At 41.8% G+C, this 13,312-nt stretch carries 11 protein-coding genes and 1 rRNA gene; 2 read left to right on the forward strand and 10 right to left on the reverse strand.

From position 1 onward, the window contains the following. Positions 1-17: 17 nt before the first annotated feature. On the reverse strand, positions 18-974 hold the full coding sequence (locus D3P96_RS07480) for a thymidylate synthase (protein ID WP_124943746.1): 957 nt from the start codon (positions 972-974) through the stop codon (positions 18-20). Next, complete coding sequence (locus tag D3P96_RS07485; protein WP_124943747.1) at positions 971-1,468, reverse strand: deaminase; 498 nt, start codon at positions 1,466-1,468, stop codon at positions 971-973. The genes D3P96_RS07480 and D3P96_RS07485 overlap by 4 nt, the downstream gene beginning before the upstream one ends. 323 nt (positions 1,469-1,791) lie before the next feature. Between D3P96_RS07485 and D3P96_RS07490 the strand changes: the two genes are divergently transcribed. Together D3P96_RS07490 and D3P96_RS07495 are read left to right on the forward strand one after the other, a co-directional pair. Next, positions 1,792-2,025, forward strand: a complete 234-nt coding sequence (locus tag D3P96_RS07490) for a Veg family protein (protein ID WP_124943748.1) — start codon at positions 1,792-1,794, stop codon at positions 2,023-2,025. A 286-nt stretch (positions 2,026-2,311) separates the two neighbouring features. Next, positions 2,312-3,346 carry a branched-chain amino acid aminotransferase gene (locus D3P96_RS07495; RefSeq protein WP_124943749.1) on the forward strand — a complete coding sequence of 345 codons (1,035 nt, stop codon included), beginning with the start codon at positions 2,312-2,314 and terminating at the stop codon, positions 3,344-3,346. A 48-nt stretch (positions 3,347-3,394) separates the two neighbouring features. Here the strand turns inward: D3P96_RS07495 and D3P96_RS07500 are convergent, their stop codons facing one another. The 8 genes from D3P96_RS07500 to rrf all read right to left on the reverse strand — a co-directional run bounded on the left by D3P96_RS07500 (position 3,395) and on the right by rrf (position 13,183). Further along, on the reverse strand, positions 3,395-4,759 hold the full coding sequence (locus D3P96_RS07500) for a hemolysin family protein (RefSeq protein WP_124943750.1): 1,365 nt from the start codon (positions 4,757-4,759) through the stop codon (positions 3,395-3,397). A gap of 42 nt (positions 4,760-4,801) precedes the next feature. Then, positions 4,802-6,169: a hemolysin family protein gene (locus D3P96_RS07505; protein ID WP_124943751.1), complete on the reverse strand. Its 1,368-nt coding sequence runs from the start codon at positions 6,167-6,169 to the stop codon at positions 4,802-4,804. Between the two features lie 89 nt (positions 6,170-6,258). Next, positions 6,259-7,155: a 16S rRNA (adenine(1518)-N(6)/adenine(1519)-N(6))-dimethyltransferase RsmA gene (gene rsmA / locus D3P96_RS07510; RefSeq protein ID WP_124943752.1), complete on the reverse strand. Its 897-nt coding sequence runs from the start codon at positions 7,153-7,155 to the stop codon at positions 6,259-6,261. Beyond that, complete coding sequence (gene rnmV / locus D3P96_RS07515; RefSeq protein ID WP_124943753.1) at positions 7,152-7,721, reverse strand: ribonuclease M5; 570 nt, start codon at positions 7,719-7,721, stop codon at positions 7,152-7,154. Before rnmV ends, rsmA begins: the two co-directional genes overlap by 4 nt. After that, positions 7,721-8,524 carry a TatD family hydrolase gene (locus D3P96_RS07520; protein WP_124943754.1) on the reverse strand — a complete coding sequence of 268 codons (804 nt, stop codon included), beginning with the start codon at positions 8,522-8,524 and terminating at the stop codon, positions 7,721-7,723. The genes rnmV and D3P96_RS07520 overlap by 1 nt, the downstream gene beginning before the upstream one ends. A gap of 144 nt (positions 8,525-8,668) precedes the next feature. Further along, positions 8,669-10,819 (reverse strand): cation:proton antiporter, encoded by a 2,151-nt coding sequence (locus D3P96_RS07525; protein ID WP_124943755.1) that lies wholly within the window; start codon positions 10,817-10,819, stop codon positions 8,669-8,671. Positions 10,820-10,900: 81 nt separating this feature from the next. After that, complete coding sequence (gene metG, locus D3P96_RS07530; protein ID WP_124943756.1) at positions 10,901-12,889, reverse strand: methionine--tRNA ligase; 1,989 nt, start codon at positions 12,887-12,889, stop codon at positions 10,901-10,903. 177 nt (positions 12,890-13,066) lie between these two features. Next, positions 13,067-13,183: ribosomal RNA gene (gene rrf / locus D3P96_RS07535) — 5S ribosomal RNA — on the reverse strand. Positions 13,184-13,312 lie beyond the last annotated feature (129 nt).

Here is a 13,312-nt window from a genome sequence, read left to right on the forward strand (position 1 = left end):
CTCGCTACATCATCATCTTAGACAGCCACTGGGGCCTTAATTGACTTGCTTGGATGATAATTCTTAATCTTAATATCATCCATTGTGTAATCAAAAATCGATTTAACATCTGGATTCAACCAAAGTTCAGGTAACTCTGCCATTGGGCGTGCCAATTGTTCTTCCACTTGTTCCACGTGGTTATTGTAGATGTGAGCATCTCCCAAGGTATGCACAAATTCACCGGCTTCATAACCCGTTTGCGCAGCTACCATATGTAGCAACAAGGAGTATGAGGCAATGTTAAAAGGCACACCGAGAAACATATCAGCTGAACGTTGGTACAATTGCAAACTGATCTTTCCATCAGCAACATAGAATTGGAACAAGGCGTGACATGGTGGCAAAGCTTGCGTTGGAATAGCTTCGGGATTCCATGCCGTTACGATTAAACGACGAGAATCCGGATGTGTTTTAATTTGGTCAATCACATCAGCCATTTGGTCAATAAAGCCACCTTGAACTTTCTTCCAGTGACGCCATTGCGCACCATACACATCACCAAGTTCACCAAATTCAGCGGCAAAATCATCATCTGACAAAATCTTGTCGACGAAAATTTGGTGTTGTTGATCATATTCAGCCGCAAATTCGTCATCAACTAGCGCTCGGCGTCCAAAATCCGTCATATCTGGACCAGTATAGCTATCTGATTCAACCCAGTTTTTAAAGGCCCATTCATCCCAAATATGATTGTTGTTTTCCAGTAAGAATTTAATATTGGTATTTCCTTGAAGGAACCACAATAATTCACTTTTAATAAGCTTAAATGGCACACGTTTAGTGGTCAGTAGCGGAAAACCTTCTGCCATATCAAAACGCATCTGACGGCCTAAAACTGAACGTGTTCCTGTTCCAGTCCGGTCCGTTTTTACAGCACCATTTTCTAAAATATCTTGGAGTGTATCCAAGTAAGCTTGTTCATTCTGGCTCATTCCGTATCTCCTTGCGTTGTGTCAATATACTTTTCAAAGTGTAACTTTTCAATATCATCTGCCGTAATCGTCACTTGCTCTAAAGCCACATGCTTTTCATCAATCAAGGTCATGGCAAAATCATCATTGCGATAGTTACGTAAATAATTAATTTTCTTAATCCCAGCCTGCAACAATAGCTTTGTACAGTAAACACATGGGAAATCTGTAACATAAATTTCAGCATCGTCAGATGAAATGCCCATTTTAGCCATTTGCATCAACGCATTTTGTTCAGCATGCACGGCCCGGATACAATGACCGTCAACCATCAAATCACCGACTTCATCACAGTGTGGGGTTCCTGAAACTGATCCATTATAGCCACTAGCTATAATCCGTCCATCTTTAACAATGACTGCCCCGACTTGGAGTCGCGTGCAGGTTCCACGTGATGCTAACATCACAGCTTGCAACATAAAATAGGTTGGCCAGGCAATTCGCTTTTCAGTCATTTCTCCACCTCAAATTATTTCTAACTCCCATCATACCGCATTCATAACCATAATAAAATCGTTCAATTTGGACCAACTGACGTTTCAGCATTACTAGTCGCAGTCCTGGGCAAAAGATAGGGCTAATTTCTTTTTCTTTCGTTTTTTTCAAAAATTGCATTAAAGAGATTAATAAATTCATTTAATAAAAACTCTCTTTCTTATTTACCATAATTATGGTAAAATAAAAAAAGGCCTTGTCGTACATAAAATTCAGGCTATACGTAGTCTCGATCTCATTTGTCGAGAGAAGGCGAGATTGTCTCGCGAAAGGAAGTGTTTTTATGCCTGCAACATTAGTGGAAATTAAACAAAATCTTGATAACCATCTTGGTGAAACGGTAACTTTGATTACCCACGAAAGTCGTCATCGCACAATTGAGCATCAAGCAATTGTCCGAGAAACTTTCCCTGCTGTCTTTGTTTTAGATTTAAAGCAAGATGGCCACGAATTTGATCGTGCATCATTTAGTTATACTGACGTCTTAACTGAAAACATTGAAATTAATTTTAATTAAGCATCAGCAATTTGCTTTTGTTTCATTATACTAAATACCCGTGCCAATTTACATTTTGGTTCGGGTATTTTTTATTTAATTTTTTTCAATCTAGAAAAAAATTCGCTTACGTTTTTTGTCTCTGTTGGCATGCATTTTTTCATAAATAGTCGTCGCACTCGTTTTTACTCATTTTTGGTACGCTTTTTTTCATATTACGCCACCACTCTATCGGCGCCACCTTGACAAACTTATCATTTTATTCTAATAATTATATAATCTATAAATATGAAAGTTGGTATTCCACATGACAAAAGTAACTCCTGCCGATTTCGATTGGTCCGATTTAGGCTTTGCCTACCACGATCTTCCTTATCGTTTTCGCGCCGTCTATCGTAACGGCCAGTGGGAACCTGGTGAAATCACTGAAAACAGCCAGATTCAAATGAGCGAAGCAGCTTCAGTCCTCCACTATGGTCAAGAAGTCTTTGAAGGTATGAAAGCCTATCGTCGCGCCGACGGCGGTGTCAACATCTTCCGTCCCGACCGCAACGCGGCCCGGATGCGTCAATCGGCAGAACGTTTGGTTATGCCGGGATACCCTGAAGATGCCTTTATCGATGCGGTTAAGGCCGTTGTTAAAGCCAACCAAGATTTCGTCCCACCTTATGGTTCTGGCGCAACATTGTACATCCGCCCCTTCCTCATCGGAACTGGTGCAGTTGTTGGGGTTAAGCCGGCCGACGAATACGTATTCGGCATTTATGTTACCCCCGTTGGGGCCTACTATAAGGGTGGACTGACACCCACCGCTTATGTCACAAGCCCGTATGATCGTGCCGCTCACGGTGGAACCGGCCGTGCAAAGGTTGGTGGTAATTATGCCGCTTCAATGTTGCCGGGTCAAAATGCGCATGCTGATGGCTATTCTGATGTGGTATACCTTGATCCACGTTTACATGAAAACATTGAAGAACTTGGATCAGCTAACTTCTTTGGGATTACCAAGGACAATCGATTTCTAACCCCTAAGTCACCTTCAATTTTACCTTCAGTCACCAAATATTCATTACTTGAATTGGCAGAAGAAGCTGGCATGGTAACCGAAGAAACCACTATCAGCATTTATGACCTTGAGCAATTTGATGAGGCAGGTGCCATGGGAACTGCTGCTGTAATTTCACCAGTTGGCTCAATTACACACAATGATAAGAAGCATGTCTTCTATTCAGAAACAGAAGTTGGGCCAAAGACCCAAGCACTTTACGATCGCTTAATGGCGATTCAGTTCGGAGATCAACCTGGCCCTGACGGCTGGGCAATCGATGTACCACTAGATTAGCAATAAAAAAAACGATGCGCACCTAAACCATGCGCATCGTTTTTTTGTTTATTTTTTAACTTCAGGATCAACCTTAGATTCAGGTTCTTTGGTAACTTCAAAGTCACTGATATAGGCATCCTTGTAGTGTAATGCTTTGAAGTGGAATGGACCCACTTGCATTTCACTACCTGCACCGGCATTTGGATTCTGGTCAAGCATGTAACCCGTTAGAGTTACCATGTCTGAATGATCAAAGTCACGCAAGTCGGTCTTGAAATAGCGTTCAAAGTCATACAAGGTCATTTTACCTGAGACGCGATAATGCATGATACCATTTTCGTCAGAACCAAGCTTTTCAACGAGGTCATCGGCAACATCATCAACTTCATCGCGGACAGTGCCGAAGAGTTCTTCGTAAATGTCCTTATCGGTAACAATCCCTGATGTACCACCGTATTCATCCTTAACAACCACCATTGGTGTTCGCTTAGAAATCATCACTTGAAGTGCATCTTGAATTGGCATACTTTCAGGAACTGTTGGCATTTGGCGAAGAATCTTACGGACGGTGACTGTATCGTCAGCATAAGCTTGACGCATCAAGTCATAATTGAAGATATAGCCTAACACCTTGTCCTTATCGTTGTCAGCAACCACTGGCAAACGTGAGAACTTAGTCTTGAAATAAACTTGAACCGCTTCCTTAATGGTTGTGTTAATATCAACAACTTCCATCTCAGTTCGGTCGATCATAATATCTACAACGTCTTTGTCATTCATTTCGAATGCGCGTTGCATCAATAGATAATCTTCATCCTGTAATTGTCCCTGGCGGGCAGCATTACGTGACAAACTCAAAATTTCAGCTTCAGAGTAAACTTCGCTATCTTCTGAGGCCGTCTTCATTCCAAACAAATGGGTTACCCCATTGGCTGACACATTTAGCAACCAGACGAATGGGTAGAAGATGACGTGGAAGAACTTCAAAGGACCTGACACAGCAAGCCCCACCTTAACGGGAAACTCGATTGACACGTTCTTTGGCACAAGTTCAGTGAAGACCACTTCAATATATGTCAACAAGACTAAGGCAATCACTGAAGCGATGACACCGGCACTTGGTCCAGTCATTTCTTGAATGATCCCCATCTTTAAGAGCAAGTGGGCCACAGTTGATTCACCCATGAACCCTAACAACAACCCTGCCAAAGTAATTCCAACTTGGGTCGTTGAAAGGTATTCGTTTAGGTTATCCACCATGTTGATGGTACGCGCAATTTTCCGTGATGGCTTCTCACGCTCGTTTTGCATTTCTTCTAATGTACTTCGACGAACTTTAACTAAGGCAAATTCAGCGGCAACAAAAATTGCTGCAAAAATTAACACAATGATAATGATAATCAATGAAATCCACAGTTGTGCAGTACTCAATAGAAATCCCTTCTTTCTTTATCGGTCATTTATAACAGGTGATTATTCTTCTTCAATACGTACATCAGAACTATTTTCATCCGTAAGTGGTAATACCGCTACTTCGAAATAGTTGATGTATGCATCCTTGAAGTCCAAGGCGGTAATTTCAAAATTAGCCACTTGGTTGGGTTCATTAACACTAAGATCAGGGAAACGATCCAACATATAGCCTGTTAATGTCACCTTATCTGAATCCTCAAATGATCCAATATCTTCGTGGAAGTAACGCTCAAAGTCATTTAGATTCAACTTACCTGACACTTGATAATGCATATTACCCTCATCATCAGAGTGCAACTTCGTAATCAAGTTATCGATTGTATCATCAACTTCATCGCGTACTGTACCGAATAGTTCTTCATAGATGTCCTTATCTGTCACAATTCCAGAAGTTCCACCGTATTCATCCTTAACGACAACCATTGGCACACGGTGATCAATCATTTCTTGCAAGATATCCGTAATAGGTTGATCTTCAGAAATGTTTGGTAAGTTACGCAAAACCGTACTTACAGGCGCTTCCATATCGATACGACCTTGACGTACTAAGTCATATGAATAAACATAACCAAGAATCTTATCCTTATCGTTGTTAGCAACAACTGGGATTCGTGAGTACTTGGTTTCTAAGTACATGTTCAAAGCTTCATGAATCGTCGCGTTCACATCAATCACTTCAAGTTGTGTACGGTCAATCATGATATCAGCAGCAACCTTATCATTCATTTCAAAGGCACGTTGCATGTAGCGTAAGTCGTCTTCATCAATTTCACCAGCTTGTGCAGCATCACGAGAAAGTGACACAATTTCAGCTTGTGAATAGATATCTTCATCAGGATGCGCATTGTATCCCAAAATCTTTGTCACCCATGCTGCAGTACGGTCGAACAACCAAATCATTGGGTAGAACAACACGTGGAAGAACATAACAGGGCGCACGATTTTAAGCAAGACCCCAGTCGGATCATCAATCGCAATATTTTTAGGAACCAAATCGGTAAACACCGCGTGAATAAAGGTGAAAATCAAGATGGCGGCAATTGACGCAAAACTATGCGCAATTTCTGGTGGCAAGATGCCACTACTGATGATTAAGCCAGCAATGAAACCTTCCCCTAACCAACCTAAGATCAGCGAAGTTAACGTAATACCAACTTGCGCTGTTGAAAGATATTCAGTCAAATGATCAACCATGTAAATGGCATGATCAATTTTTGTTGATGGCTTTTTTTGTTCCTCTTTCAAGGCCTTCAAAGCGCTGGGACGAACCTTAACCAAAGAATATTCAGTTAAAGTAAACAATACTGCAAGTGCCAAAATCACGATAATGACAACAAGGTTAATAATTATAGACGGACCGGAATCCATGTGCTACCTTCTTTCGAGTTTTAAATTTAAATTACATACATAGACAATATTTTTATATCAACCGAATTTTTGGCGATATATCTATTATTTTATCCGTTATAGACGCCGGCGTCAAATAGCGCATTGTGCAAACGGATAAAGTCATCGAGCGTCAATTTCTCAGCACGAATCTTAGGACTAATATCAGCAGCTTCCAAAGCTGTTGTCAAACGTTCCTTCATCTCATCAGTTTTACCAAAAGCGGTGATGAGGTTATTCCAAAGCGTCTTACGGCGCATGGCGAAGCCAACCTTGAAGAGTTGGAAGAGTTTCTTCTCATCCTTGGGGTCAACTGTTAATGGTTCGCGCGGTGTCAAAACGATAATCGCTGAATCCACATTTGGATTTGGTACAAAGGCCGTGCGTGAAACATTAAAGGCGAGTGCCGCATTCATACGGTAAGTCACAGCTAACGTCAATGAACCATAGTCCTTAGTTCCAGGTTCAGCTGACAAACGATCAGCCACTTCCTTTTGCATCATCACGACAATCGCATCAAACTGCACATTTGATTGCAAGACTTGCATCAAAATTGGTGTCGTAATGTAGTATGGCAAGTTCGCCACCAATTTCAATGGTGCACTTGGATCATCGAACTCTTCTTGAATCGTCTTCTCCAAATCAACACTTAGAATGTCTTGATTAATGATTTTCACATTATCATATGGGGCCAGGGTATGATCCAATACTGGAATCAAGCGATCATCAATTTCAAATGCGACCACTTGCTTGGCGTTACGTGCTAATTGTTCCGTCAATGCCCCAATTCCAGGTCCGATTTCAATCACATTATCGGTCGGCTTAACTTCACCGGCAGAGACAATATTTTTTAAGATATTAATATCCGTTAGGAAGTTTTGTCCCAGCGACTTTTTCGTATTAATACCATATTGGTTCATTATTGCCTGCGTCCGGACGGGCGTTGCAATATCTGGTACATCATTCATGCATTTTCCTCTTCTATCTCTCGAAGCGTTGCTTCTAAATCAGCCTTGGTGATGCCAAACATCCCCAAGCGCTTTAAAAATTGCTTCCCATTCACGTAGCCTAATTGGCGCTTTTCAGCAACCTTTTGGCGGAGTTGGGCGGCCTGTGGGCCAGCTAGCAGATTTAAACGGACCAAATCTTGGCGCGTCACATCTGACGTTGGTTGACCATCGGCATCCATCACCGTAACGACTTGGTCGAGTGCATGTTGGATCGTTGCGGCATCAGCGTACTCAATGCCCAAACTATGGTGTTTAATCTGCCGACCAGCCTCATCCTTCGTTAAAAAAGCGTGCTTAGCCGTTGGTACAGCTTCCGTAATGAGGTGGCGTAGCCGTTCCCCATTAAAGTCAGGGTCAGTAAAGACAATAATCCCCCGTCGATCAGCAGCTTCTTTAATCGCCCGTAGTGTTTCAGGACTAAGCGCTGAGCCGTTCGTTTCCAAAGTGTCTGCATCAACTGCTTGTTGAATCACTTGCGTATCAGCTTTCCCCTCGACCACGATGACTTCTTGAATCTTGGTCATTACTTATCCAACCACAAACGGTGGGCATTGTCAGTTGTAATCTTAGCAATTTCGTTATACGTCATGCCCAATTGTTCAGCCATGTTTTCAAGCGTATAGTGCGTAAACATTGGCTCGTTCATCTTGCCACGCATTGGTGTTGGAGCTAAGAATGGCGCATCTGTTTCGACCAAAATACGGTCTAATGGCACCGCCTGTAAAGCTGCCTTAATATCGTCAGACTTTTTGAACGTTACCATTCCTGAGAAACCGATATACATACCGAGGTCCAAGAAGCGTTGCACTTCTTTTGCATCCCCAGTAAAGGAATGCATAACACCGCCGAATTCTTCAACGTGGTGCGCCTTCAACATATCATAAACGTCATCAAAGGCGTCACGCGCGTGCACAGTAACAGGTAGATGCGTTTCACGGGCTAAGTCCAATTGTGCCGCAAAGGCCGCTTTTTGGACTTCTGGAGCAGGATTATCTTCCCAGTGGTAGTCCAGTCCCATTTCACCCAACCCAACGACTGTGTCGTCGTTCAATTGGTCACGTAAAATCGCCATTTCGGCATCATTCACTTCGTTCACATCTTCCGGTTGGAATCCCACGATTGCATGGACGCCTTCCAATTCATGGGCAATTTCAATTGCTTGCGCATTTCCCAAGTGATTGTATCCCACCACGTTCATTTCCATAATGCGGTATTCACGTGCGCGAGCCCAGTATGCTGTAACATCTTCACTAAATTCTGTTTCATTTAAATGTGTGTGTGAATCATAGGCGGCTTCAGGCCGCTTTGATGGATCATAAATCGCCATAATTTACCTCATTTTATTTTTGTCTCGTATCTTAATAGTACTATCATACCAAAAAAAGATGGCATGCTTAAGCTTTGACCGTAAAACAGTCATAATGCTATGTATAAAAAACAGCCGAATGACACATTCGACTGAATTTCCAAGTTATTCTTCTTCTTCTTCTTCAATTGCCAAAACTAAGGCTTGAGCCGCATTCACTTCATCGTAAAGGGCTTTAGCCAGTCCAGAACTCAGTGTATTTTTGGCTCGACCTTGATGGATGTACTGCAATTCAGCCTGCAATGCATTCATCATCACTTCTTGATCGTCGTCCGTTGAATCGACTGAACTCTGCATCACGTTTTGTTGACGTACTTGCACATTGCGCATAGCTAATGCCAAGCGTGGATTCTTACCAGATTGCTCCAAAGATTGAATATCAGCTTCAACCGCCGGTTCCGTCACATTACGAATTTCTTCAGTTGCGGCAGCCCAACGATCACGTTGCTTTTGCTTTAACTTATGCAAACTCTGACGTTTATCGGCCGTATTCATATCCAACACTTTTCGCTGATCAGCGATTCGTTGTTCCATATGTTTACGTTGGTCAGGTGGCAAATCCTTCAAGTGGCGTTGCTCACGCTTAATATACTTTTCAATACGTTGCTTTTGACGTTCTTGACGCTTACTTGAATTCACATGACGGTCAATGAAGTGCATCCAACTTTGTTCAAGACTGTGCCAAAGCACACGTCCACGGTGCTGAATACCATGCCAACCAGAATTACGCGAATTATGTGATAAGCGCTGATAGAACAAAGCGGCATCACCGGAAAGTTGATCAGCATCCATCGCGTCTTCAATCGCTTGGTTGGTGACCCGATTAATTCGATCTGTTGCTTCTAACCAAATGTCACGGTCTAACTGCTCATCTCCATAACCGAGTTGTGCTTGCAACTGACGCGTCACACGTTGCTTGGTTTGCGGGTCAGCATCAGAACGATCAACATCGGCCATACCACGACTAACCATCTCCAAGTGCGCCTTGTCAAAGTCAGCTGTTTTGAATTCAGGTTCAACTTCAGGCAAGACTTTAGGCAAAACAAGTAGTGGCATTACCAAACTAATAATGATTACAACTGATGCAATCAATAAAATATTGTCTCGATATGGGAATGGCTGTCCATTCTTTAACACATATGGCAAAGATAGCGCCATGGCCATTGTCATGGCTCCATGAACGCCACCAATGGCAAAGACAAACGCGTCTTTCTTCCGTTGACCATAATCGATAAAGCGCTCCACGTCTTCTTTTTGTGAAAAAATCATCGATAAGAAACGCACAATAACCATAATGATGTAAATCAAGATTCCCATGCCGACCATTGGCACCCAACCGTAACCAGTTGTATTAACGAAAGTCTCGACAACGCGGACAAGTTCGAGCCCCAAAAGTACGAACACGATTCCATTTAGGATTTGGGACATCATTTCCCAAACCTGATTACTCAAATTACTTAACTGTGCCGACATAAATTGCATATGCGCACGTTCTTCATTATGCACAACTCCAGCAATTACCACAGCGATAATTCCTGAGACATGGAAGTGCTCAGCAATAATATAGATTGCTACTGGACTGATGATTTGAATCAAAATTTGGGCCGTACTATCGTCCAATTGGAAGCGCAAAAGATTTTGACGAATCCAAACGATTAACATACCCAAAATAAATCCAATAACTGCACCACCAAAGGCTGAAATCAAAAACTCTTTAAATCCTTCAAGGAATGAAAAGTGTCCCGTATTTAGCCACAATAATGCTAGTGCTAAAACAACTAGTCCGCTGGCATCATTGAACAGTGATTCCAAATTCAGCGCACGCTTGATTCCTGACGGCATTTTAACCGTTGATGTCACCGAATCTAAGGCAGTTGCATCAGTCGGCGTAACAATGGCTGCTAGCGCGACTGCCAGGGGTAAGACCCAATGCATAATCGCCTGCTCCGTAAAGCCAAGCACCACAACCGTGACTATCGCCAAAATTCCCGCCAAACGAATGATGGCTGAAAAATTCTTTGAAATCACACTGGCATTGGTATGTTGCCCTTCATAAAACAATAACGGAGCAATCACTAACATCAAGAACAGATCAGGTTCTAGATGAATTTGATTTAAAGTACCAGGAATTAATGCCAGAATAATTCCGGCTAAAATCTGCCAAAAAGCTTGGGGGATTTTTGGCATTAATTGAGACAGAAAATTAGCAACAATGATCGCAATCATAATTACTAAAATAACAAATAGAAAATCCATAAGTTCCTCCTGAGGGGATTACGACATAAGGAGAACAGGGACCCAATTTTGAGTCCCTGCCGTTTAACTTATTGAATTACATTATCCTAAGTCAGCACCAGGCTTAATTGAGTCTGGTAAGAATGTTAGGGTAACTTCATCATCCTTCTCGGCAGATAGAATCATACCTTCAGAAAGCTCACCCATCATCTTACGAGGCTTTAGGTTAGCCACAAAGGCAACGTTCTTACCCACTAATTGTTCAAATTCTGGATAGAACTTCTTCATTCCAGATAAAATGGTACGACCATTCTTTGAACCGTCATCAAGCTTGAAACGCAACAACTTATTTGACTTTTCAACTGCAGATACCGCTTCAATCTTACCAACGCGGATATCAACCTTTTCAAAATCATCAAATTCAATTTCTGGCTTCGTTTCAAGCTTTTCTGGACGATCATCAGCTTCGGCCTTAGGTGCACCACCCGTCATTTCATCACGGATGTAAGCAACTTCAGCATCAACATCCACGCGTGGGAAGATTGGTTGACCCTTTTCTACGACACGACCACCAGTTGGCAAAGCATCAAAGCTTAAGTCAGCAATTTGTAAGTTAGATTCTGACAAACCTAATTGTTCAAAGATAGCCTTTGGTGTGTTTGTCAAAACAGGTTGCAACAAGATTGCGACAACACGCAATGAAGCAGCCAAGTGGGCCATAACCGCACTCAAGTTATTTGCTTGTTCTGGATCCTTGGCCATTGTCCAAGGTGTTGTTTCATCAATGTACTTATTTGCACGTGAAATCAACTTCCAGACTTCGGCAAGTGCATCTGATGTGTGTAGTTCATCCATGTACTTATTGTAGTTTTCAATAACTGATGCAGCTGTTTGTTCCAAATCAGCATCAAATTCAGTTGAACCAATTTCAAGCGATGGAATAATACCGTCATCATACTTGTTAATCATCGCAACCGTACGGTTCAATAGATTTCCAAGGTCATTTGCTAGGTCGTAGTTCAACTTTGAAACAAAGTCTTCAGGTGTGAAGAGGCCATCGTTTCCGTATGGCATTGCACGCAATAGGTAGTAACGTACCGCATCAACACCGTAGCGTTCAGCCAAAGTATCAGGATACACAACGTTTCCCTTTGACTTTGACATCTTTCCATCACGCATAGTTAACCAACCATGTGCGAAAATCTTCTTTGGTTCAGGCAAGCCCAAGGCATGCAACATAATTGGCCAATAAATGGTGTGGAAACGAACAATTTCCTTACCAACTAATTGCACATTTGCCGGCCAGAACTTATCAAACAATTCCGTGTTATCACTACCGTAACCAAGCGCTGTAATATAGTTTGAAAGGGCATCAATCCAAACGTAAACAACGTGCTTTGGATCTGATGGTACAGGAACTCCCCATGAGAAGGCAGTACGCGTTACGGCTAAGTCTTCCAATCCTGGTTCGATAAAGTTTTTAACCATTTCGTTCATACGTGAATTTGGTTCAACAAAATCAGGGTGTTCCTTGTAGTAGTTCATCAACCAGTCAGAATACTTACTCATGCGGAAGAAATATGATTCTTCCTTAACTAGTTCAACTTCATGACCAGATGGTGCCTTACCACCGATGACCTTACCATCTGCATCACGGTAAACTTCTTCCAATTGTGATTCTGTAAAGTATTCTTCATCATCTACTGAATACCAACCTTCATAATTTCCCTTGTAAATATCCCCTTGATCAAGGAATTGTTGGAAAATCTTTTGGATTGCTTTTTCATGTTGTTCATCAGTTGTACGAATAAAGCCATCATTACTAATGTCCAATTCTTTCCAAAGCTTTTGAATATCTTCAGCCATACCATCAACGTATTGTTGTGGTGTCATATTCAACTTTTCTGCTTTTTGTTCAATCTTCAAACCGTGTTCGTCGGTTCCTGTAAGGAAATAGACATCATCACCTAGTAGACGGTGGTAGCGCGCGGCAGCATCAGCTAACACTGTTGTATAGGTGTTTCCAATATGTAACTTACCAGATGGATAGTAAATTGGTGTCGTAATGTAAAATGTATTTGGTTCTGTCATTAATCCTTTACCTTTCAGCATACGAATGAGTATGCTGCCCTTGTTGTATTTTAGATTATAAGTCTCTTATAAAGCCTAATCTTCATTATATCAATAAATTTAATGCTATGATGGAAAAATATCAAATTTCGTTTCCTGAATAAACAAAAAAGCCGCCATCACTGGCGACTTTCGTTTGCATTGCGACGTCCTATCCTCGCAGGAAGAGATCCTCCAACTACTTTCGGCGCTATTGAGCTTAACTTCTGTGTTCGGTATGGGAACAGGTGTGACCTCAATGCCATCATCACAACACGGTGTTGATGAGACTTACGTCTCTCAAAACTGAATCATATTATGTATCTTATTTTCATTTCATTAATTGAACCGTACACCAACGTTTTGTTCAACTTGGTTAAGTCCTCGAACCATTAGTACTAGTCC

The organism is Weissella viridescens, from assembly GCF_003862435.1.
Taxonomy (GTDB): Bacteria; Bacillota; Bacilli; order Lactobacillales; family Lactobacillaceae; genus Weissella; species Weissella viridescens_A.

What these genes read in the sequence shown, in the direction of transcription:
- D3P96_RS07480 (WP_124943746.1), bottom strand. Translation starts at nt 974, where the DNA reads ATGAGCCAGAATGAACAAGCTTACTTGGATACACTCCAAGATATTTTA.
- D3P96_RS07485 (WP_124943747.1), bottom strand. Translation starts at nt 1,468, where the DNA reads ATGACTGAAAAGCGAATTGCCTGGCCAACCTATTTTATGTTGCAAGCT.
- D3P96_RS07490 (WP_124943748.1), top strand. Translation starts at nt 1,792, where the DNA reads ATGCCTGCAACATTAGTGGAAATTAAACAAAATCTTGATAACCATCTT.
- D3P96_RS07495 (WP_124943749.1), top strand. Translation starts at nt 2,312, where the DNA reads ATGACAAAAGTAACTCCTGCCGATTTCGATTGGTCCGATTTAGGCTTT.
- D3P96_RS07505 (WP_124943751.1), bottom strand. Translation starts at nt 6,169, where the DNA reads ATGGATTCCGGTCCGTCTATAATTATTAACCTTGTTGTCATTATCGTG.
- rsmA (WP_124943752.1), bottom strand. Translation starts at nt 7,155, where the DNA reads ATGAATGATGTACCAGATATTGCAACGCCCGTCCGGACGCAGGCAATA.
- rnmV (WP_124943753.1), bottom strand. Translation starts at nt 7,721, where the DNA reads ATGACCAAGATTCAAGAAGTCATCGTGGTCGAGGGGAAAGCTGATACG.
- D3P96_RS07520 (WP_124943754.1), bottom strand. Translation starts at nt 8,524, where the DNA reads ATGGCGATTTATGATCCATCAAAGCGGCCTGAAGCCGCCTATGATTCA.
- D3P96_RS07525 (WP_124943755.1), bottom strand. Translation starts at nt 10,819, where the DNA reads ATGGATTTTCTATTTGTTATTTTAGTAATTATGATTGCGATCATTGTT.
- metG (WP_124943756.1), bottom strand. Translation starts at nt 12,889, where the DNA reads ATGACAGAACCAAATACATTTTACATTACGACACCAATTTACTATCCA.